This window comes from Solimonas fluminis (genome assembly GCF_002930645.1).
Lineage (GTDB): Bacteria > Pseudomonadota > Gammaproteobacteria > Nevskiales > Nevskiaceae > Solimonas_A > Solimonas_A fluminis.
Window position 1 is genome coordinate 15,053 of the sequence record NZ_PSNW01000015.1, and the last position, 20,222, is coordinate 35,274.

The window sequence follows — 20,222 nt, forward strand, 5'->3', positions numbered from 1 at the left end:
GCCGAGCCCGCTAGCCCAGCGGACGGCAGACCCGCTGGGTGACGGTCTGCTGCTGGCCGCTGCCGCTGTTCTCGGCCATGCGCTTGCCGGCCACGCCGCCGGCCACGGCGCCGCCCGCAGTGGCGATGTCCTGGCCGCGGCCGCCGCCGATCTGGTGGCCCAGGACGCCGCCCGCCACGGCACCGCCGATGGCGCCCACGGTGGGGTTCACGCCCTTGCGCCCGGTGTTGACCACCTCATCGTGGCACTCCACGCGTTCGCCTTTTTCGTTGGTATAGATCTCGGCCTGCGCCATCGGCGCGGCGATGCCGGCAGCCAAGGCCAGCGCGACAAGTCCTTTCGTCATATGCATGTTGCATCCTCCTGGGCTTCCTGCCCATCGAAGGAGACACGCTAGCAGCCTTGCCATGAATCAGCGGTGAACCGCGCTCAGGCGACCTCCATGATCTCCGCCGAGGAGCCATGGCGCGCCACGCAGCCGCGATTGCGGCCGAGATCCTTGGCTCGGTACAGCAGGGCATCGGCTTCACCCAGCACCTGTTCCACCGTCTCCTCGATCGGAAGCACCCAGAGCGCGCCGGCGCTGGCGCTGATCGGCACCGGCCCACCGCTTTCCGGCGCCTCCAGCTGAAGGCCGCGGACCGCCTGCAGCAGGTCCGCCACCTGGCCCGGCAGCGCGTTCAGGTCTGCGTCGTAGCAGGCCAGCACGAACTCCTCGCCGCCAAAGCGCGCACACAGGTCCCAGGGCCTGCGCGCATAGTGGGCCGCCAGCGAGCGCCCCACGCGACGGATCACTTCGTCGCCGAACAGGTGGCCATAGCGGTCGTTGATGCGCTTGAAGTGATCGATGTCGAGGAACACCACCGCCAGGGGCTTCAACTCGCGCCGCCCCATCGCCAGCAGTCGCGGGAACAGGTGATTGAACTCGCTGCGGCTGGACAGGCCCGTGAGCAGGTCGGTGCGCACCAGCGCGGTGACGTAGCGATGGTTGATCCAGGCCGAGCGTGCCTGCCACTCCTGCGTCAGCGACGCGAGCACCGCGATCAGCGCCATGTAGAACAGGCTCAGGGCATTGAGCGCCGGCGTGTAGGCATCCGGAGCGTTCAACTCCACCCAGATGCCGGCCACCATCAGCCCCCCGCCCAGGAGCGCCACGCGCCGCGAAGAGAACCCGCCGAAGAAGGCCACCGCGATCACCACGATGCCCAGCATTTCCGGCGGATAGGTCAGCTCGCCGCGCAGGGCGTGGTAGCGCAGCAGCAGCACCCCGCCGACGAAAGCCACCACGCCGACCACCTGCGCCCAGCGCCGCACCACCAGCGGCACCGGCGCCAGGGTCAGGACGCTGGCGACCAGGGTCAGGGGCACCACGAAGCCGAACTGGATGAGGTTGAACAGCGGGCGGAAGCCCACCGAGGGCGACAGCAGGGCGTCCTCGTAGGCCGGCGCCAGGCCATAGGCCAGCGCGGCAATCAGGAACAGGATGGCCCGGGGATAGCGGTAGCGCCCCCTCTGGGACTCCCGGAACTGGCGCTCCAGGTCCGGCGGCAACCGTTCCCAGAAGCGCCGGTGTTGCCGGGCATGGTGTAGCTCGTCGACCTGCTCCATCGGCCTGCGCCCTCCGGCGCCCCGGGACTGAATCCCGGTTCCTTTTTGTTTTTTTACAGCATACAGGCCCTTTGGCCGATCCGCCGCCTACTCCGCCCGGATGAATTCGGCCCGGGCCCGGTTTGGTACCAATACGCCACCCTGGCGGACCCCTGTCCGCCCATGACCACTATTCGAGGAAGAAGCCGTGTCCACCGCCACCCCGTCGCTCGAGCTGCGCCCCACCCCGCAGGTCCCCGGCCTGCCCCTGATCGGCAGCGTCCTCGGCATGGCCAAGGACCCGGCCCAGTTCTTCGTGGACAACTACCGCAAGTACGGCCCGGTGTTCCGGGTCAACGTGCTGGGCAACAAGTACTGCGTGATCGCCGGTGTCGAGGCCGCCAACTTCCTGGGCACCCGCGAGGGCAAGGAAAGCCTGCGCTCCAAGGAGTTCTGGCAGGGCCTGGTGGAAGAGTACGGCGCCACCCGCATGCTGACCGGCGAGGACGGCGAATCCCACAAGCAGCTGCGCGACATCATGCGCAGCGGCTACTCGCGCGAGTCGATCAAGGGCCGCTACAACGAGCTGGTGCAGATCACCGACGGCGCCCTCAAGCGCGACTGGCCGGTGGGCAAGTCGGTGAGCGTGCTGCCGGCGATGCAGTACATGGTGGTGGACCAGCTCGGCACCATCCTGACCGGTGCCGCGCCGCTGGAGTACGTCAAGGACATCCGCACCACGATCCTGCACATCCTCAACGTGCTGGTGACGCGCCAGCGCCCGAAGATCCTGCTGAAGAACCCGCAGTACAAGAAGGCCAAGTCGCGCGTGTTCGAGCTGGGCGAGAAGATGATCGCCCAGGCCAAGGCCCGTTCCAAGACGATCAAGGAAGAAGAGCGCAACCTGATCGACGACATCTACCACGCGCACCTGACGCAGCCGGACGTGATGCCGGCCTCCGACCTGATCGTGACGCTGACCGGCCCCTACGTCGCCGGCCTGGACACCGTGGCCAACACCACCGCCGCCATCACCTACACGGTGCTGAAGAACCCGGACGTGAAGGCCCGCGTGCTCAAGGAGGTGGACGAGCTGTTCGCCGCCGGCACGGTGGACGAGGACGGCCTGCTGAAGAAGCTGCCGGCGCTCAACGGCGCGATCATGGAGACCATGCGCCTCTACCCGATCGCCGTGGCCCAGATGCGCACCGCCACCAAGGACTTCGTGTTCGAGGGCCACCAGATCCACGCCGGCGAGATGATCTACATCGCCACCAGCGTGCCGCATTTCATGGAAGAGTACTGGCCCAACGCCAAGAAGTTCGACATCGACCGCTACGCCAAGCCCCGCGCCGAGCACATGCAGCCCGGCGTCTACTCGCCCTATGGCCGCGGCCCGCACACCTGCCTGGGCAAGAGCCTGGCAGAGGTGCAGATCGCGCTGTCGATGGCGCGCCTGTTCCACAAGCTGGACCTGGAACTGGACCCGCCCCACTACGAGCTCAAGACCAAGACCGCCCCCACGCCGGGGCCGGCGACCAGCTTCAAGGTCAAGGTGAAGGGCTACCGCAACTAGGCTCCCGCCTTTCAGCCCCCTCAGACACCCGGCTCCGGCCGGGTGTTTTCCTTTGGGAACGCCTCTCCCCGCAGGGAGAGGCGAGCTCAAGCCATTTCTCATCGCATCGGGGGATTCGCCGCCCGGCGCGCGGCGGAATACTGCCTCCACGATGATCCCGCGCAGCCCATGAGCGTCCCGGCCCACTCGGCCAGCCTCCCCCAGGAGGAGCCGCGCGGCGCGCTGTCGCCGGAGGAGCGGCGCGCCTGGTACGGCTTCGTCGCCATGAGCTTCGGCGCGTTCATGGCCTTCCTCGACATCCAGATCGTCGCCAGCAGCCTCAACCAGATCCAGGCCGGCCTGTCCGCCACGCCCACCGAACTGGGCTGGATCCAGTCCTCCTACCTGATCGCCGAGGTCATCGCGATCCCGCTGTCCGGCTACCTGACGCGGATGATGTCCACGCGCCTCTACTACACCGTCAGCGTCCTTGGCTTCACGCTGGCCAGCGCGCTCTGCGCCACCGCCTGGAGCATCGAGTCGATGATCCTGTTCCGTGCGCTGCAGGGCTTCCTCGGCGGCGGCATGATCCCCTGCTCCTTCGCCGCGATGTACGCGCTGTTCCCCTCGCCGAAGAAGCGCCTGGTGCCGCAGGTGGTGGCCGGCATCACCATGAGCACGGCGCCGGTGCTGGGCCCGATCATCGGCGGCTGGATCACCGACGCCACGTCCTGGCACTGGCTGTTCCTGATCAACCTGCTGCCCGGCCTGGCCGTCGGCGGCCTGGTGTGGCAGCTGGTGCGCATCGACCGGCCCGACTGGACGCTGTGGCGCAGCATCGACCTGCGCGGCAGTGCCTACATGGCCCTGTTCCTCGGCTCGATGCAATGGGTGCTGGAGGAAGGTCCCGGGCACAACTGGCTGGATGACCCGGCCATCGCCAGCTGGGCGCTGGTCTGCACCGTCTCCGGCCTGCTGTTCTTCCACCGCGTGACGACACACGACAATCCCATCGTCAGCCTGCGGCCGTTCCGCAACCGCCACTTCCTCTGGGCCAACGTCGCTGCGCTGTTCCTCAGCATCTCGCTGTTCGCCACCAACTACATCGTGCCGGTGTTCCTGGGCCAGCTGCGCGACTTCACCTCCCAGCAGATCGGCAACACCCTGATGGTCGGCGGCCTGTCGATGTTCCTGGCGGCGCCCTTCGCGGCCCGCCTGACGCGCAAGTACGACATGCGCCTGCTGTTTGCCTTCGGCGCGCTGCTGGTCGCATCCGGCAGCTGGATGATGACCGACCTCACCGGCGACACCGGCTTCGCCGAACTGGCGCTGCCGCAGTTCCTGCGCGGCGCCGGCTTCATGCTGGCCCTGGTCTGCTGCTCCACGCTGTCGCTGTGCACGCTGCCGATGCAGGAACTGAAGAATGCCAGCGCCATGTACAGCCTGATGCGCAACCTCGGCGGCGCCTTGGGCCTGGCCTCGATCAACACCATCATCTTCTGGCGACGGGCCGTGCACGAGCAGAATCTCACGGAATCGCTGAGCCTGTCGCGCAACCCGGTGCGGGATTTCGTGGCCGAACACGGCGGCTGGTCGCAGGACCTGCCGCTGCCGCTGGTGGAGCTGGCCCTGCGCATCGAGCGCCAGGTCAGCGTGCTGACCTACAACGACGCGCTGATCCTGATCGCCTGGATCAGCGTGCTGGCCGTGCCGATGCTGTTGTTCACCTCGCGCTACAGGCTGACGGAGAACCCGGCGACGGAGAGCGCACACTGACGCTTCCTTGCTCCCCTCTCCCGCAGCGGAAGAGGGAAGGATTCACGGCGCCGCGGCAGGCTCCGCTGCGGGCGGCGCGGCCTCCACCGGCGCCTCCGCAGGCACCGGCGCACTCTCCACCGGAGCTTCCACCGGCACAGGCGCCTCGCCCTCCGCGGGCGCCGGCTCCACTGGCGCATCCGTCGCCGCGGGGACGTCCGCCGCAGGCGCGGCATCGCTGCCGCCGAACAATCCGCCCGTCTCGGGCTCCATCGGCTCGCCCGGCAAGGGCGGCGGCGGCTCCGGCTCGGCCACGCGGGCGCCGTAGCCCATCTGGCCCATGATCCAGCGCACACGCTTCTGCACGTAGGCGCCCGGTGCCTTGGCGCTCCAGCGCCTGGGACTGGGCAGCACCGCCGCCAGCCGCGCCGCCTCGTTGGCGGTGAGCTTGGCAGCCGGCTTCCTGAAGTAGGCCTGCGAGGCCGCCTCCACGCCGTAGATGCCGGGGCCGAATTCGGCGATGTTGAGGTAGACCTCCAGGATGCGCTCCTTGGGCCACATCAGCTCCATCAGCACCGTGATGCCCGCCTCCACGCCCTTGCGGAAGTAGCCGCCACCCGGCCACAGGTAGAGGTTCTTGGCGGTCTGCTGGCTGATGGTGGACGCACCACGGATCTTCTTGCCGCGCTTGTTGTGCTTGCGCGCCTTGTCGATCGCCTCCAGGTCGAAGCCGTTGTGGTCCCAGAATTTCTGGTCCTCCGAGGCCACCACCGCCTTGCGTGCCACATCCGCGATCTGCGAGGCCGGCACCCAATCGTGCTGCAGCGGCCACTGGGAGCTCTGCAGCATGAAGGCCGTGATGGGAACGGGCAGCCAGCGCATCAGCAGCAGCGTCACCGGCACGAACAGCACCAGGACCAGCAGCAGCCGCCAGAACCAGCGGCGCAGGCCGCTTTTGCGGCGAGGACGGGCGGCCACTACGGGTGCGCCGCGCTGTGCGCGCAGCGGCGGGTTGTCTGCGGAATCAAGCGAGGGTTCCTTGCGATCCATGGATCAGGGAATGAGGATGATCTTGCCGATGTTACCGCGGGATTCGATGTAGGCCTGAGCCTCCCCGGCCTGGGCCAGCGGCCAGGTCCGGTCCACGTGCGGCCGCACCCAGCCGTCGCGCACGCCTTCCAGCAGCTTCTCCATCCAGCCGCGGATCTTGGCGGTCTCGTGCCACATATGGCCCATGTTCACGCCGAACACGCCGCGGTTGTCGTTCATCAGGCTCACGGGATTGAACAGCGGCATGCCGCTCACGGCCTTGAGCAGCTTGAGCGGCCCCAGCAGGCCCGATTCGGTCACCACCGAGATGCCGAACATGCCCAGCCGCCCGCTGTGGCGCAGCGCCTTGTAGCTCTTCTTCCAGTGGCCGCCGCCGATGGGATCGGTGATCAGCTCCACGCCGCGGCCGCCCGTGAGCCTGTGCAATTCCCTCGTCCAGTCCTTGCCGCGGTAGTCGATGGCCTCGTGCAGGCCGCGCGACTTCAGGAAGGCGTGCTTGCCGGCGCTGGCGGTGCCATAGATCGTGGCGCCGACATGGCGAGCCACGTCGATCGCCGCCAGGCCGACCCCGCCGCCGGCGTTGTGGATCAACACCGTCTCGTCGGCCGACAGCGAGCCCGCCGCCACCAGCAGCTGCCAGGCCGTCAGGTAGTTCACCGGGATGGCCGCCGCCTGCTCGTGGCTGAGGCTGGCGGGCTTGGCGAACATCTGCCCCTGCGGCACCACCACCGTGTCCGAGTAGCCGCCGAAGCGCGTCAGGCCGAACACGTCCTGCCCGACCCAGCCGCCATCGACGCCGGGACCGACCGCATCGACCGTGCCGGACACCTCGTAGCCGACCACGCAGGGCGTCTTCGGCGCGTCCGGATAGAGGCCCTGGCGGGCGAGGATGTCGGCGAAGTTGATCCCGGTGGCGCGGACCCGCACGCGCAATTCACCCGCCGCGGGCACCGGGTCCGGCGACTCGCGGACCTGCAGCTTGTCCGGACCGCCGTGGCCGGTGATGGTGACCTGCTTCATGCCCTGGGCTCCCCATGATCGAGGGCTAGAACCCTACACGGATCGGAATGGGGTTTCGATGGCCGGATGGACCGGCCAGCAAGGAGGAGCGAGATTGCCGTTCACCCTGGACCCGCCGAAGGCGAACCGCACCCAGATCAGCGACGCAGCTGCTCCCCCATGGCGACGCAGGCACTCCCGCAGGCGGCTTTCACGCCATGGGCTTCCTCGCCGGAACCTTCACCAGCAGCCGGTCGAGCTGCGCCGCGAAGGCTTGCCGGTCACGTTGATCCAGCGCCGCGGGGCCGCCGGTCTGCACGCCGGCGCCGCGCAGTTCATCCATGAAGTTGCGCAGGCCCAGGGCCTGGCGCACGTTCTCGCGCGTCCAGAGCTGGCCGCGCGGGCTGATCGCCACCGCGCCCTTGTCCACCGCCCCCGCGGCCAGCGGGATGTCGTTGGTGATGACGATATCGCCGGCCTGCGCCCAGTCCACGATCGCCTTGTCGGCCACGTCGAATCCCTGCGGCACGGTCACGGCACGCACCCCGGGCTGGCGCGGCACGGCCAGGGGCTGGTTGGCGACGAGAACCAACTCCAGCTGCTTACGCAGGGCAGCGCGGAACAGGATTTCCTTGATCACCTTCGGACAGGCGTCGGCATCGACCCAGATGTTCATGGTGGCGCCATCCATGGCGAGACTTCACTTCGCCCATTGAGCCCCCGGGCAGCCATCCATGGCCGCCCGTGATCCGCCGCAGGCGATGACATCGAGTCATCGCCAAAGCGCGGCGAATCACCCTTGATCACCTTTGGGCAGGCGTCGGCATCGACGTAGATCTTCATGGCGGCAAGCCTAGCGCGCGGATATGCAGAAAAGATTCGGGCATAAAAAAACCGCGGCACGAGGCCGCGGTTCTTTGACCAAGCGGTGAGGCTTAGAGCGGGCGAATCTGCGTCGCCTGCATGCCCTTCGGGCCGCGCTGCGCCTTGAACTCGACGCGCTGGCCTTCGGTCAGGGTGCGGAAGCCCGAACCCTGGATTTCCTTGAAGTGCGCGAAGAGGTCTTCGCCGCCGCCTTCCGGGGTGATGAAGCCGAAGCCCTTGGCTTCATTGAACCACTTGACGGTGCCGGTGGAAACGTTGCTCATTGATACATTCCTTAAAACGTTGAGGAAAATCGGGCCATCCCGCCCGCAGGGTGCAAACGATCAAGGAACGTAGCCGGGGTGTTACGGAGCCGTTTGTGACAACGGAGACCACCATGCTGCTTACATGCTTGAAGCGACTGCGAGACCGACATTACCCGTCCGGGAGCGGTTTGTCGATAGCGAAACCGGAAAAACTGCCCAAAAAGCAAGGGCTCAGGGGAATTTCCGTGATTTTCTGGCGGTCATAGGCCGGGTTTGCACGGAAAACGATCATGCCGCTGGCGCGCCTGAAATCATCCTGGCGGGAGTTCCGCCGGGGCAAGCCGGGCAGACGCTTCCAGGACTGGCACGAGCACCGCCACGGCCGGGGCGGCGCCTTTCTCGGGGCCTGCCGCCTGGTGCTGGGCCTGGTCCTGATGCTGGCCGGCGTGGTCCTGATGCCGGCGCCCGGCCCCGGCATGGCGGTGGTGGGGCTGGCGGCGGTACTGGTGGCGCGCGAATCGCGCACGGCCGCCCGAGTCTTCGACGCCATCGAGTTGCGCCTGCGCGCGTTGCTGCGCAGGATTCGCGGATGACGCAACTCCGCATCAACCCCCGCCTCTGCCTGCCGCTGGACGAAGTCCATCTCAGCGCGATCCGCGCGCAGGGCGCCGGCGGCCAGAACATCAACAAGACCGCCAACGCGGCGCAGTTGCGCTTCGACGTGGGCGCCTCCTCGCTGCCGGAAGACTGCAAGCAGCGCCTGCTGCAGGCCGGAGGCCAGCCGCTCACGCGCGACGGTGTCATCGTGATCAAGGCCCAGGAGCATCGCAGCCTGGAGATGAACCGCGACGCCGCCCTGCAGCGGCTGGCGGCGATGATCCGCCGCGCCGCGGTGGCACCCAAGATCCGCAAGGCCACCAAGCCCAGCCGCGCCCAGCGCCAGCAGCGCCTGGAAGGCAAGACGCGGCGCGGCGCCGTGAAGAGCCTGCGGCGCAAGCCGGTGGATTAACCCCGAAAGCCTTGCCGCGGCGTTTACAGGTTCAGGTCCCCAACGAGCCTGTCCATGATCAAGCCTGCCCTGATGTTCCTCGCCGCCCTGCTGCCCCTGGCTGCGCCCGCACAGGAAGCCTTCACCGGCCGCCGCGTCGAGGTGCAGGTCTACGACCGCAGCGACGGCCGCTACCTACCGCTGTACCGCCATCGCGGACAGGCCTGGGTGGCCGGCGAGCGCGGGCACGAGTATGAGATCCACCTCCAGAGCCGCCGCGGGGAACGCCTGCTGGCGGTGACCAGCGTCGATGGCATCAACGTGATCAGCGGCCAGACCGCCTCCACGGCGCAGAGCGGCTACATCCTGCCGTCCTGGGGTTCGCTGGAGGTGGACGGCTGGCGCAAGAGCCTCGACGAAGTCGCCCGCTTCACCTTCACCGCCTTGCCGGACTCCTACGCCGCGCACACCGGTCGCCCGGACAACGTCGGCGTGATCGGCATCGCCCTGTTCGAGGAACGCCCGGCACCGCGCCCCTGGCATGGCTGGCGAGGCGGCGAACCGCAGCGGGAGGAAAGCGCCAGCGCCGACGGCGCAGGAGCACCGGCCGCGGCGGAGTCGAAGTCCCGCGCGGCACAGGCCGCGCCGCTGGGCACCGGCCATGGCGAGCGGCAATGGTCCGGCGCGGCATTCGCCTCCTTCGAGCGCGGCTCGGAAAAGCCCGTGGAAATCATCACGATCCGGTACGACTCACCGCGCAGGCTGGTGGAACGGGGCGTGATTCCCAAGCCCCGCCGCGACGGGTCGCCGCGCCGCCCGGAGCCTTTTCCGGCCGGCTTCGTCCCCGACCCCTGAGGGACTGTGATCGCCGTCCTCCCCGTCCCTGTCACGGCGCCGTAACATGCCAGGCAGGGACAGGGAGAGTCGCGATGTCGATGGAACAGTGGGTCACCAAAACCTTTGCCAGCGATGAACCGGCCGGATTCGGCTACGGCTGGATCAGCGGCACGCTGTCGGTGTTCCTCGGCGCGCTGTCGATCTTCGCGGTGCTGTGCTTCCGCTATCCCGAGTACCTGGTGTTCGAGGAGTTGCGCGGCAAGTATCCGATCCCGCTGATGCGCGCGATCCTGGAGCTGTCCATCGGCCTGTCGTTCTTCCTGGCCTTCCTCAGCGCGATGCTGCGGCGCAAGAAGGTGCTGGCGGTCACCGGCATCCTGCTGGCGCTGATCGCGGTGGCCCTGGGCGGCTCGGACGTGCCGCTGGGGCGATACCAGGGCAGCGAGCGGCATTTCTACCTGGGCCTGGACTGGTTCATCCTGACGCTGCTCGTGTTGACGCTGGTGTTCGTGCCGATGGAACGCCTTTTCCCCTACCGCCGCGGACAGAGCGTGTTCCGCCGCGGCTGGGTCACGGACCTGCAGCACTTCTTCGTCAGCCACCTGCTGGTGCAGCTCATCACCTACCTGACGCTGCTGCCCGCCACCGTGATCTTCGCCTGGCTCACCGGCCCGCAGCTGCAGGCCGCGGTGCAGTCGCAGCCGCTGTGGCTGCAGTTCATCGAGGTGATGATCGTCGCGGACCTCGCCGAGTACGCGATCCACCGGACCTTCCACACCACGCCCTGGCTATGGCGCTTCCATGCGGTGCACCACTCGGTGGAGCACATGGACTGGATCGCCGGCTCGCGCCTGCACCTGCTGGACATCGTGATCGTGCGCGGCACCACCTTCCTGCCGCTGTACCTGCTCGGCTTCGCGCAGCCCGCGGTCTACGCCTATCTCGCCTTCGTGTCCTTCCATGCCGTGTTCCTGCATTCCAACGTCGGCGGACGCTTCGGCTGGCTGGAGCACGTCATCGCGCTGCCGCGCTTCCACCACTGGCACCACAGCTCGGAACAGGAGGCGCTGGACAAGAACTTCGCCCTGCACTTCCCGTGGATCGACGCCCTGTTCGGCACCAAGCACCTGCCGAGGGACCGCTGGCCCAGCACCTATGGCGTGCTCGGCTACACGCTGCCGGAAGGCTGGTGGGCACAGTTGCTGTGGCCGTTCAAGCGCGCCGGCCAGTCCAAGCCGCCGCATCATGCGCCGGAGACATGAAGAAAAAGGGGCCGCTTGGAGCGGCCCTTTTTCCTGGAACGCGATCCTAGTTGATCGGCTTGTCCAGGCCCGAGCCGCCGCTGCTGTCGGTATTGCGCGCGGCGTACTCGTCGGACGACAGCTTGCCGTCCTTGTTCTTGTCCAGGGCCTTGAAGCGCGCCGTGAGCTCGCTGTTGGACTTGACCTCCGAGCGGGTCAGCTTGCCATCGGCATTGGCGTCCAGGCTGCCGAAGTCGCCGCCCGCGCTGATACCCACGTCGGCGGCGGCGCCCGGCACGGACGAAGGCGCGGAGCCCGGGCTCGCGGTGGGCAGTACGCCGTTGTCGGCGGCAAAGGCCGCGCTCGCGGCAAGAGTCAGGCCAAGGCCCACGAGGAAATTCCTTTTCATGTGTCGCTCCTGTTCGGGATGAATGCCCGCCGGCGGGCGCCGACGGCACCGCCGAAGCTACACCGGCAGCGCTGAGCGCAGCCTTAACGCAGGACCGAGGGGTCCGTGTCGAAGCGGCGGTACTCCTGCTCCGACAGCACGCCGTCGTTGTTCATGTCCAGGGTGCGGAAGTTGGATACCAGCGCCGGGTCCTGCAGCTCGCCCCTCAGCAATCGTCCATCGCCGTTGGCGTCCAGGCTGCGGAAGGCCACGCCGTTGCTGCCCACCGCGCCGCCGACGCCCGCGGCAGGTGCGGCAGCCGGAGACGACAGCCCCGGCGCCGCAGGAACCGTGCCGCTGGCGCCCGGGGGCTGGGGCTGGGTGGTCTGCGCTCCGCTGATCGAGGGCTGCGCCACGGCAGGCGCCGGCGGCGTGGCCGTGGCGCCCACCGAGGCGCCTGCGGCGGCCGGATTGCCGGAAGCCACGCCGCCGATACGGCCCGGCGCGCCGGAAGGCTGCTGGGAAATGGCCGCGGCGCTCATGAACGCGAGTGCCACGGCGACGATGCTGACGGTCTTCATGAAATTCCTCCGGACAATCCTTGTCCCAATCTTTCAGACCCCGCCGGACCGGCCTAAAGTTCCGGGGCTTCGCACATTCATCCCCGCAAAGGAACCGCCATGTCGATCGTCAACATCCTGGGTTTCGCCGGCAGTCTCCGCGAAAAGTCCTACAACCGCGCCGCCCTGCGCGTGGCCGGGCAACTGCTGCCCGAGGATGTCCGCCTGGAGATCTTCGACCTGTCGCCGATCACCCCCTTCAGCGAGGATCAGGAGAAGACGCCGCCGGCGGCCGTGTCGGACTTCAAGCGCCGCATCCGCGCCGCCGATGCGATCCTGATCGCCACGCCGGAGTACAACTACTCGATCCCCGGCGTGCTGAAGAACGCCATCGACTGGGCCTCGCGGCCCTATGGCGACAGCGCCTGGGGCGGCAAGCCGGTGGCCCTGCTGGGGGTATCCGCGGGCCGCTTCGGCACGGCGCGCGCGCAGGCGCATCTGCGCCAGGTGCTGCTGTCGCTCGACATGCATCCCCTGAACAAGCCGGAAATCATGATCGGCCCGGCGAGCGCGGCCTTCGATGCCTCCGGAGATCTGAAGGACGAAAAGGCCCGTGAACTGATCCGCAGGCAGCTCGATGCCCTGGTGGAATGGACCCGTTGCCTGACGCAGGGCCGTGCCCTGGGCCTGGTTCCCTGACCGCGTCGCCGAAGGTCCCTCAGGCCATCAGCAGCAGCGCCAGCAGCAAGGCCGCTACGATCGCCGCCGCCGACCAGACGTAACGGCGGATCATGGCGGCGGCATCCTGCCGCGACAGCGGCTGCGCCGGCACCGTCTCGCCCACGCGGGACGCCCGGCCGGCACTCGCGCTGCGCGTGGCCTCCCGCCGTCGCGCGATCTTGATCGAGAGCAGGACACCCACGGCCACCAGGCCCATCAGCAGGGGGCCGGCGATAGCGGCTGCAGTCTCCACAGGAGGCTCTCCTTCCCCGGGTCGGCATCGGGCGGCGTTCTGCACGGGCCGAACAGGCCTGCATGCAGAACGCCGCCACGCTTCAATGCAACTGGCGGCGGCGCGGCGACTCCAGTTCCCAGGCCTCGCTCAGCGCGAAGGCATCCGGGTCTTCGAGCCCCATGTCGTCCTCGCCGCGGCGCGTGGCCCACAGGCTGCCGTGCTCGCGCAGCAGCGTGGCGGGGGTAAGGTCGTCGCCGCCGCGCCCGGCCCGGCTGAGTCCCGGCAGCAGGTCATCGTCGAAGTCGAATCCGCCGCCGGCATCCGGCAGTTCGGCCGTCAGCAGTTCATCGAGGCGACTGAGGATTTCTTCCTTGCGTTGCATGTGTCTTTCTCCGTCCTGGAAGCTCGGGGACCAGCATCGCAACACTCGCCTGAACGCCACCGGAACGAAACGCCGGTCGCTCCGCTCAGATGAACATGGGCAAAACCACGGGCAGGATCCGCATCGGCATCTCGGGCTGGCGTTATGCGCCCTGGCGCGGCGTTTTCTATCCGCAGGAGTTCGCACAGAAGCGCGAACTCGAGTACGCCTCGCGGCAATTCCCCAGCATCGAGCTCAACGGTTCCTTCTATTCCCTGCAGAAGCCGCGGAGCTACGCGCGCTGGCATCGCGACACACCCGAGGGTTTCGTCTTCAGCGTCAAGGCCAACCGCTACATCACGCACATCCGCCGCCTGCGCGGCGTACGCCAGGAAATCTCCAATTTCCTGGCTTCGGGCCTGTTCGCGCTCGGCGACAAGCTGGGCCCGATGCTGTGGCAGCTGCCGCCCAGCCTGCGCTACGACGAGGGCCTGCTGGAGGACTTCCTGGCCCTGCTGCCGCGGGATGCCGCCAGCGCCTCGGCGCTGGCACGCCGCCGCGGCCCCCTGCTGAGCGGACGCGCGAAGCTGGCGGCGCCGGAGGTGCGCTTCCGGCATGCGCTGGAGGTGCGGCACGGGAGTTTCGAGGATGAAGCCTTCCTGCGGCAGCTGCGCCGCCACAACGTGGCCGTGGTATTCGCCGATACCGCCGGCAAATGGCCGTACATCGAGGAACTGACCGCCGACTTCGTCTACCTGCGCCTGCACGGCGACGAGGAGCTCTACACCAGCGGCTATACCGACGAAGCGCTGCGTCGCTGGGCGCGCCGCATCCGCAAATGGAGCGGCGGCAGCCGGCCACGCGACGTGTACTGCTACTTCGACAACGATGCCAAGGTCTGCGCACCGCGCGATGCGCGGGCGCTGATGAAGCTGCTGCGGCTCGAGTGGAAACCCGAGGAATCCTGAGCGTCAGCCCTTGAGCTGATCGCCGAAGTACTTGCGCAGCTTCTCCACTTTGGGCATGGCCACCGCCTGGATGTAGCCCTGACCGGGATTCAGCGCGGCGTAGTTCTGGTGATAGGCCTCGGCTTCGAAGAACTCCTCCAGCGGCTCCAGCCGCGTGACGATCTTGGAGGAGAACACCTGGGCGGCGTCGAGCTGGCGGATGTAGGCCTCGGCGATGCGCTTCTGCTCCGCGTCCGCGTAGAAGATCGCGGAACGGTACTGCGTGCCTACGTCATTGCCCTGGCGGTCAAGCTGCGTCGGGTCGTGCGCCACGGCGAAGAAGATCTTCAGCAGCGCGCCGAAGCTCAGGCGCGAGGGGTCGTACTCGATCTGGATCACCTCGGCATGCTCGGTGCGGCCCGTGCAGACGCTCTTGTAGTCCGCCGTCTCCGCCGTGCCGCCGGAGTAGCCCGACACCACCGACAGCACGCCGTCCAGCTCCAGGTATACCGCCTCCGTGCACCAGAAGCAGCCGCCCGCCAGCACCGCCAGCGCGCGGCCGGGCCGCGCCGCCAGCGGCGCATCCTCCGCCGGAGCCGGGAAATCCTTGGGGCTGATGCGCAGGCTGCTGCCGCCGAAAAGGGAGCTGATCATGATCCGTCCACCAGGCTGTGCGGCCGGCTGGCCGCATCTTCTTCCAGTATGACCGCAACGGGGCCGTTCAAGGCGCGGCGGCCCGGCGATTGCGTTACATGCTTAGAAAAACATCGTTTTCGGCAGGCTTGACCGCTCCCAGCCTATATATTCACGCTTTCCCCGCAAAAGCCTCATGAATACCGCCCTCGGCACCCACTCCCGCGAGAAGCTCCCGTGAAGCCCGGATGGCGCCGGACGGCATGGCTCGGGAGCGGCCTGCTGGCCCTGCCGGGGCTGCTCTTCGCCGCCTGGCTGACGCAGCGCGCCCCGGACACCGGTCCGGAACAGGCGGCGCTCGGCAACTTCGAACGCTGCGCGCACTACGGGGGCCTGCCGCCGGGCTGGCTGGACGACCGCAAGGCCGGCATGGTCCGCGTGGCCGCCGCCGAAGCCGAGCTGGGATCCGACCGCGGCTACGCCGACGAGCGTCCCGTGCTGCGCGAACGGATCGGCAGCTTCTGGATCGACGCCACCGAGGTCAGCAACGCGCAGTTCGCCGCCTTCGTCGCCGCCACCGGATACGTCACCGACGCCGAGCGCCAGGGCGGCGGCGCCGTCTTCGCCAGCCCGGCCACGGACGCCGCGGCCAGCCCCTCCTCCTGGTGGAAGTACCAGGCCGGGGCCGACTGGCGCCACCCCGAGGGACCCGCCAGCGGCATCGAGGGGCGCGACAACCATCCCGTGGTCCAGGTCACCCGCGCCGATGCCATGGCCTACGCCCGCTGGCTGGGCCGCGACCTGCCCGCCGAAGCGGAGTGGGAGGCCGCCGCCAAGGCCGGCCTGGGCAATCCGGAGGCCGACCTCGCCGTCGGCAATGCCGAGGCCCCCAAGGCCAACTTCTGGCAGGGCAACTTCCCCTACACCGACGACGCCCGCGACCACTACGCCGGCCGCGCCCCGGTGGGCTGCTACGCCGCCAATGCCTACGGCCTGCACGACGCCATCGGCAACGTCTGGGAATGGACCCGCGACGAATACGCCGGCCCGCGCCAGCCCCACGGGCACGGCGATGCCGCGCTGGCCCGCCCGGCCATCGACGCCGCGGTGGCGGTGATCAAGGGCGGCAGCTATCTCTGCGCCGCGAACTTCTGCGTGCGCTACCGCGCCTCGGCGCGGCATCCGCAGGAAGCGGACCTGCCGACCTCGCACGTCGGCTTCAGGACCGTGCTGCGCCCAGGCTAGCGCCCACCACTCCCCATTCCCCGGTCCGGCCGCTACTATCGGCGCCTCACTACCGGGGACTCCTGTGACCACACCGCGCGCACGTATTCTGGGCTTGGGCACCTACGTCCCCTCCCGCGTCGTCACCAACCACGACCTGGTGCAGGTCATGGAAACCAGCCACGAGTGGATCGTGGAGCGCTCCGGCATCGAGGAGCGGCACTGGGTGCAGCCCGAGGACGGCAACTACACCATGGGCGTCAAGGCCGCCCGCGCGGCGCTGGCCGACGCCGGCTGCGAGGCCGGCGAGATCGACTGCATCATCTACGCCACGCTGTCGCCGGATTACTTCTTCCCCGGTTGCGGCGTGCTGGTGCAGCGCGAACTGGGCATCGGCCACGTGCCGGCCTTCGACATCCGCCAGCAGTGCTCCGGCTTCGTCTACGGCCTGCAGATGGCCGACGCCTTCATCCGCTCGGGCCAGTACCGGAAGATCCTGCTGATCGGCGGCGAGGTGCATTCGCGCGGCCTGGACAAGTCGACGCGCGGACGCACCGTCAGCGTGCTGTTCGGCGATGCCGCCGGCGCGGCCGTGATCGGCGCCAGCGACGAGCCGGAACGCGGCATCCTCGCCAGCCGCGTGCACTCCGACGGCAGCGACGCCGAATGCCTAGCCATGCAGTGGCCCGGCATGGCCGCGGGGCGCGAGGCCTTCGTCACCCAGCAGGACATCGACGAGGGCCGCATCTGGCCCAACATGGAAGGCCAGAAGGTCTTCAAGACCGCGGTCAAGCGCATGCCCGAGGTGATCCACGAGGTGCTGTCGGCGCAGGGGCTGGCCGTGTCCGACATCGACATGCTGATCCCGCACCAGGCCAACCTGCGCATCAACGAGATGGTGGCCAAGCTGCTCCAGATCGACGAGAGCAAGGTGCACAACAACATCCAGAAGTACGGCAATACCACCGCCGCCACCATCCCGCTGTGCCTTTCCGAGGCGCGGGCGCTGGGCAAGGTGAAGAAGGGCGACCTGGTCTGCGCCGTGGCCTTCGGCTCGGGTTTCACCTGGGGCGCGGTGCTGATGCGGTGGTGAGGCTGCCGCAACGCAAGGCTGCCAATCGGATGCGGAGATGCCCCACCAGCTGCAACAGAAAAGGATAGAGCTGACCCTCCGCTTCTCGCATTCCTACGATTCTAGAGCTGAGGCCAACTTGCCAAGTTGCGTCCAGCCTTTGGACGTTTTTGTCGAGTATGCCTGCCAATCCATCGCCGGACGTCGTGGCATCTCTCTCCGAAGGAAATTCACTAAGTGCAGATAGAATTCCAGGAAGGTATTTAGCTGATCTTCGTCATTGATCTTCCCCGTCTGATTTGCAGGTCGAATCATGCCCCGACTCAAGACATAAACAACATCGATCAAGCCGGGCTTGCCTTTGACTTTCTCTGCTGAAAGCATCAACCGTCGAAACTCCTTCTCCAACCATCCTTCTGCAATCAAATTGGTACCATATGAGAAGACTACGTGCAGGCACCTAAAGTTACCGTCTTTGGCCGCTCTACCCTCTTCTCTTGCGCCAACAAAGGATCGTTTGAAAGGCCGAAGAGCGCGCAACTTCCGCGCTGCGCTGTAACAATCGTCGAGGTCGCTTTGGGTCAAGGTGGTCTTTACCTCTATGACTGCGAGCAGGCTCTCGGCTGGCACTAAGACATTCTCGGATTGAGCGCTTATAGGCGCTGACATTTCCGCATCGTAGATAAGAATGTCGAGTTGTCCCGTTCTTCGATCAAGAAAATCGATCGCCTCACCCTTTGCAACACCAATATTGCCGGGCAACTGCTGGCGAAGAAAATTTGCAAGAGCGGCTGCCCTCTCGTCACCTCTTATTCCCCTATGCTGGAACGCGGCTGCCCTGTCGGATTCGATATGCAGTTGACGCGCAGCTGTATCCAGAACAGCTTTAAAGATTTCACTAGAGCGTGAGGATCCTCGCGGCATGACACCTTCTTGTAGTTAAAGCTGCCAGAAAAATATAAATATTCCAGAAAAATACAGCCAGGACGAAAGAATCATATTTTAAGTTGTAAAAATCCAAGGTTTTTCGGACAGAACTCCTCGGAGCAATAGTGTCAGTTCGATAGGTGAACGGATTAAATGCCATATGAAATTGACTTTAGCAGGTAGCAGGGCGGGCTTTGGCCCATTCCGGGAAAACCCACTAGGTAGGCACGCTACGCCTTTCCACCCTACGTTTCTTACCTCGTGCTGGCTAGGGGAACAGCCCCTGGCAGGCGAGATCAACACTCATTTCAGAGGGACTCAGCGAAAGCATGCGACCTCCCCATCGCGACGAATCATATGGAAATAGGCAATATGCGATCAGCATACTCAGGGAATTCTACGAGAAGGCGCTCTTCGTAGCCTTTCGCTACCACTACAGTTGTAACGTCAGATGCGCGGAATTTCATATTTCCATATTTCCGCCATTCGCGTTCCATATAGAAATTGTCGGCATCGCAGTCTGAAAGCTCGGAATTGAATGGCTTTAAGAAAGGGAGGAACTCCTTATCCAGAATTTCCTCAACTGCAGCAATAGCCTCTTCAAAAGTGCTTGGCTCCTTTCCGTACGTTCGGGACTTCGGCAAGCATTCTTTGCAAGGTTCGATAACCCGAATACTAAACCCTTTACGAATAGCCTCTATATCTCGCAACAATCCTCGTCCTGATAGGGACATCCAATCTCCAGAACTGAGCGGAATGTAAGTTACCGGTCTAGCTCCTCGAGCTACTAACAAACTCCGGGACAATGCGACGCCAAACGCGCCATATTTGCTAATGTGTATTGAAAGTGCATTCTTGGGTATATCTGCAAAGCACGTAACCGTCGGAACAATAAGTGTTTCATCCTCGAGATGCTTGTTCCAAGTGACGGTATAACCAATCCTGCCTGCCGTTCCATCGTGTGGCGGATGTGAAATGCATCCTGTCCTGAGAACTTTGCTCAACACCCCGAAGTTAGCTTCATGGTCAGCGGGACGCCCATGGCCAACAAAGTGGAAAAGCTCGTCCGATGTAATTCGGTCGTGCAAGGAGTTCTGAACCCATTTCAGAGGCAGAATGGAATCTTAGCTTCAACACTCAATAATGCGGCGGCACCTCGTCCGCCGCCGTCCCCTTGAACACCCCGTCCCCCGCCCCCATGGCCTTCTCGGCCAGCTGGCGGCAGATCTGCTCCAGCCGCTCGATACGGTCCTGCTGGCGGGTGACGATGTCGTTGAGCACGCGCAGGGTTTCCTCCTGGTGCGCGAAGCGGATTTCCAGCTCGATCAGGCGTTCTTCGTCCATGCGGCGAGCATAAGCAAAAAGGCGGGCCGAAGCCCGCCTTTTTGTGCCCTGCAGCAATGACCTCAGTGGCGGCCGTTCCAGTGGCCGCGGCGGTCGTCACGGTCCCAGCGGCCGTCGCCGCGGTCATGGCGGCGGTCGTGGCGGCGGTCGTGGCGGCGGTCGTGGCGCCAGTCATGGCGGTGGTCATGGCGGCCGCCGCGGTAGTCACGGTGGTAGACATGGCGCACCGGCTCACGGTAGTGGTGATGCACCACGCGGGGCGGTTCGCGGTAGTGGACCACGCGCGGAGGCGGCGCATAGTAGTAGTCCTCGCGGTAGGAGGACGAGCGGTAGTGGCGGTGATCGTGGCGGTCGTCCGCGATCGCGGCACCCACCACGGCGCCCAGGACCGCGCCGACCACGGCGCCGTCGGACCCGCCGGCCGAGTGGCCGATGGCGCCGCCGGCGACGCCGCCGATCACGGCGCCGACCGCGCGGTCGTCACCGGCGAAGGTGGGGCTGGCGATGGTGGCGCCGGCAAGAGCCAGAAAACCCAGGATGGTGCGTTTCATATGCGACCTCGGATCGCGTGGTAGACGGCCCTGACACTAGCGCAACGGTCTTAACCGAATCTGAACCCGCGCCATGCCCGCGGGCGCCGGACCGGGATTCAACCCAAGGGCTCCGCAA

Annotated in this window: 25 protein-coding genes and 1 pseudogene; 10 read left to right on the forward strand and 16 right to left on the reverse strand. The window is 66.5% G+C overall.

The window, feature by feature from the left end; genetic code table 11:
- Positions 1 to 10 precede the first annotated feature (10 nt).
- Together C3942_RS22880 and C3942_RS19660 are read right to left on the reverse strand one after the other, a co-directional pair.
- Positions 11 to 352, reverse strand: coding sequence for a glycine zipper 2TM domain-containing protein (locus C3942_RS22880; protein WP_104232079.1), 342 nt, complete (start codon positions 350 to 352; stop codon positions 11 to 13).
- Positions 353 to 429: 77 nt separating this feature from the next.
- Complete coding sequence (locus C3942_RS19660) at positions 430 to 1,608, reverse strand: GGDEF domain-containing protein (protein ID WP_104232080.1); 1,179 nt, start codon at positions 1,606 to 1,608, stop codon at positions 430 to 432.
- A 187-nt stretch (positions 1,609 to 1,795) separates the two neighbouring features.
- Here C3942_RS19660 and C3942_RS19665 point away from each other — a divergent pair, with 187 nt between their 5' ends.
- On the forward strand, positions 1,796 to 3,163 hold the full coding sequence (locus tag C3942_RS19665; protein ID WP_104232081.1) for a cytochrome P450: 1,368 nt from the start codon (positions 1,796 to 1,798) through the stop codon (positions 3,161 to 3,163).
- Positions 3,164 to 3,331: 168 nt separating this feature from the next.
- Positions 3,332 to 4,918, forward strand: a complete 1,587-nt coding sequence (locus C3942_RS19670) for a DHA2 family efflux MFS transporter permease subunit (RefSeq protein ID WP_104232082.1) — start codon at positions 3,332 to 3,334, stop codon at positions 4,916 to 4,918.
- Positions 4,919 to 5,224: 306 nt separating this feature from the next.
- Here the strand turns inward: C3942_RS19670 and mtgA are convergent.
- The 5 genes and pseudogenes from mtgA to C3942_RS19690 form a co-directional block, all read right to left on the reverse strand.
- A pseudogene (gene mtgA / locus C3942_RS19675) lies at positions 5,225 to 5,947 on the reverse strand (monofunctional biosynthetic peptidoglycan transglycosylase); the annotation flags it as partial.
- 3 nt (positions 5,948 to 5,950) lie between these two features.
- Positions 5,951 to 6,967: a synaptic vesicle VAT-1 family membrane protein gene (locus tag C3942_RS19680; protein ID WP_104232084.1), complete on the reverse strand. Its 1,017-nt coding sequence runs from the start codon at positions 6,965 to 6,967 to the stop codon at positions 5,951 to 5,953.
- A 190-nt stretch (positions 6,968 to 7,157) separates the two neighbouring features.
- The gene (locus tag C3942_RS19685; RefSeq protein WP_104232161.1) at positions 7,158 to 7,622 is read right to left on the reverse strand and encodes a YaiI/YqxD family protein; all 465 of its coding nucleotides are present in this window, start codon (positions 7,620 to 7,622) and stop codon (positions 7,158 to 7,160) included.
- Positions 7,619 to 7,789 carry a hypothetical protein gene (locus C3942_RS22435; RefSeq protein WP_165797548.1) on the reverse strand — a complete coding sequence of 57 codons (171 nt, stop codon included), beginning with the start codon at positions 7,787 to 7,789 and terminating at the stop codon, positions 7,619 to 7,621. Before C3942_RS22435 ends, C3942_RS19685 begins: the two co-directional genes overlap by 4 nt.
- A gap of 92 nt (positions 7,790 to 7,881) precedes the next feature.
- Positions 7,882 to 8,094, reverse strand: a complete 213-nt coding sequence (locus C3942_RS19690; RefSeq protein ID WP_104232085.1) for a cold-shock protein — start codon at positions 8,092 to 8,094, stop codon at positions 7,882 to 7,884.
- Positions 8,095 to 8,366: 272 nt separating this feature from the next.
- Between C3942_RS19690 and C3942_RS19695 the strand changes: the two genes are divergently transcribed.
- The 4 genes from C3942_RS19695 to C3942_RS19710 all read left to right on the forward strand — a co-directional run bounded on the left by C3942_RS19695 (position 8,367) and on the right by C3942_RS19710 (position 11,163).
- Entirely contained in the window at positions 8,367 to 8,669 is a 303-nt protein-coding gene (locus C3942_RS19695) for a PGPGW domain-containing protein (protein WP_104232086.1), read from the forward strand.
- Positions 8,666 to 9,085: an alternative ribosome rescue aminoacyl-tRNA hydrolase ArfB gene (arfB, locus tag C3942_RS19700; RefSeq protein ID WP_104232087.1), complete on the forward strand. Its 420-nt coding sequence runs from the start codon at positions 8,666 to 8,668 to the stop codon at positions 9,083 to 9,085. Before C3942_RS19695 ends, arfB begins: the two co-directional genes overlap by 4 nt.
- Positions 9,086 to 9,139: 54 nt before the next feature.
- Positions 9,140 to 9,919 carry a hypothetical protein gene (locus C3942_RS19705; protein ID WP_207766159.1) on the forward strand — a complete coding sequence of 260 codons (780 nt, stop codon included), beginning with the start codon at positions 9,140 to 9,142 and terminating at the stop codon, positions 9,917 to 9,919.
- Between the two features lie 74 nt (positions 9,920 to 9,993).
- Entirely contained in the window at positions 9,994 to 11,163 is a 1,170-nt protein-coding gene (locus C3942_RS19710; protein ID WP_104232088.1) for a sterol desaturase family protein, read from the forward strand.
- A 46-nt stretch (positions 11,164 to 11,209) separates the two neighbouring features.
- Here the strand turns inward: C3942_RS19710 and C3942_RS19715 are convergent, their stop codons facing one another.
- Positions 11,210 to 11,551 carry an EF-hand domain-containing protein gene (locus C3942_RS19715; protein ID WP_104232089.1) on the reverse strand — a complete coding sequence of 114 codons (342 nt, stop codon included), beginning with the start codon at positions 11,549 to 11,551 and terminating at the stop codon, positions 11,210 to 11,212.
- 83 nt (positions 11,552 to 11,634) lie between these two features.
- Positions 11,635 to 12,111 carry an EF-hand domain-containing protein gene (locus C3942_RS19720; protein WP_104232090.1) on the reverse strand — a complete coding sequence of 159 codons (477 nt, stop codon included), beginning with the start codon at positions 12,109 to 12,111 and terminating at the stop codon, positions 11,635 to 11,637.
- Between the two features lie 99 nt (positions 12,112 to 12,210).
- Between C3942_RS19720 and C3942_RS19725 the strand changes: the two genes are divergently transcribed.
- On the forward strand, positions 12,211 to 12,789 hold the full coding sequence (locus C3942_RS19725) for an NADPH-dependent FMN reductase (RefSeq protein WP_104232091.1): 579 nt from the start codon (positions 12,211 to 12,213) through the stop codon (positions 12,787 to 12,789).
- A 19-nt stretch (positions 12,790 to 12,808) separates the two neighbouring features.
- Here C3942_RS19725 and C3942_RS19730 read toward each other — a convergent pair whose 3' ends face one another.
- Both C3942_RS19730 and C3942_RS19735 read right to left on the reverse strand, forming a co-directional pair.
- The gene (locus C3942_RS19730; protein ID WP_133164369.1) at positions 12,809 to 13,063 is read right to left on the reverse strand and encodes a hypothetical protein; all 255 of its coding nucleotides are present in this window, start codon (positions 13,061 to 13,063) and stop codon (positions 12,809 to 12,811) included.
- An 82-nt stretch (positions 13,064 to 13,145) separates the two neighbouring features.
- Positions 13,146 to 13,427: a hypothetical protein gene (locus C3942_RS19735; RefSeq protein ID WP_104232093.1), complete on the reverse strand. Its 282-nt coding sequence runs from the start codon at positions 13,425 to 13,427 to the stop codon at positions 13,146 to 13,148.
- A gap of 89 nt (positions 13,428 to 13,516) precedes the next feature.
- Here C3942_RS19735 and C3942_RS19740 point away from each other — a divergent pair, with 89 nt between their 5' ends.
- On the forward strand, positions 13,517 to 14,374 hold the full coding sequence (locus C3942_RS19740; RefSeq protein ID WP_104232094.1) for a DUF72 domain-containing protein: 858 nt from the start codon (positions 13,517 to 13,519) through the stop codon (positions 14,372 to 14,374).
- Between the two features lie 3 nt (positions 14,375 to 14,377).
- Here C3942_RS19740 and msrA read toward each other — a convergent pair whose 3' ends face one another.
- Positions 14,378 to 15,007, reverse strand: coding sequence for a peptide-methionine (S)-S-oxide reductase MsrA (msrA, locus tag C3942_RS19745; RefSeq protein WP_104232095.1), 630 nt, complete (start codon positions 15,005 to 15,007; stop codon positions 14,378 to 14,380).
- 216 nt (positions 15,008 to 15,223) lie between these two features.
- On the opposite strand from msrA, the gene C3942_RS19750 reads away from it, so the two are divergent.
- The gene (locus C3942_RS19750; RefSeq protein ID WP_104232096.1) at positions 15,224 to 16,231 is read left to right on the forward strand and encodes an SUMF1/EgtB/PvdO family nonheme iron enzyme; all 1,008 of its coding nucleotides are present in this window, start codon (positions 15,224 to 15,226) and stop codon (positions 16,229 to 16,231) included.
- A 64-nt stretch (positions 16,232 to 16,295) separates the two neighbouring features.
- Positions 16,296 to 17,303 (forward strand): 3-oxoacyl-ACP synthase III family protein, encoded by a 1,008-nt coding sequence (locus C3942_RS19755; RefSeq protein WP_104232097.1) that lies wholly within the window; start codon positions 16,296 to 16,298, stop codon positions 17,301 to 17,303.
- A gap of 93 nt (positions 17,304 to 17,396) precedes the next feature.
- Here the strand turns inward: C3942_RS19755 and C3942_RS22135 are convergent, their stop codons facing one another.
- The 4 genes from C3942_RS22135 to C3942_RS22560 all read right to left on the reverse strand — a co-directional run bounded on the left by C3942_RS22135 (position 17,397) and on the right by C3942_RS22560 (position 20,104).
- Entirely contained in the window at positions 17,397 to 18,206 is an 810-nt protein-coding gene (locus C3942_RS22135) for a DUF6602 domain-containing protein (RefSeq protein WP_133164370.1), read from the reverse strand.
- A 356-nt stretch (positions 18,207 to 18,562) separates the two neighbouring features.
- The gene (locus C3942_RS19760; protein ID WP_243393691.1) at positions 18,563 to 19,216 is read right to left on the reverse strand and encodes an abortive infection system antitoxin AbiGi family protein; all 654 of its coding nucleotides are present in this window, start codon (positions 19,214 to 19,216) and stop codon (positions 18,563 to 18,565) included.
- Between the two features lie 130 nt (positions 19,217 to 19,346).
- Positions 19,347 to 19,553 carry a SlyX family protein gene (locus C3942_RS19765; RefSeq protein ID WP_104232099.1) on the reverse strand — a complete coding sequence of 69 codons (207 nt, stop codon included), beginning with the start codon at positions 19,551 to 19,553 and terminating at the stop codon, positions 19,347 to 19,349.
- Positions 19,554 to 19,615: 62 nt separating this feature from the next.
- Positions 19,616 to 20,104 carry a glycine zipper 2TM domain-containing protein gene (locus C3942_RS22560; protein ID WP_207766161.1) on the reverse strand — a complete coding sequence of 163 codons (489 nt, stop codon included), beginning with the start codon at positions 20,102 to 20,104 and terminating at the stop codon, positions 19,616 to 19,618.
- Positions 20,105 to 20,222 lie beyond the last annotated feature (118 nt).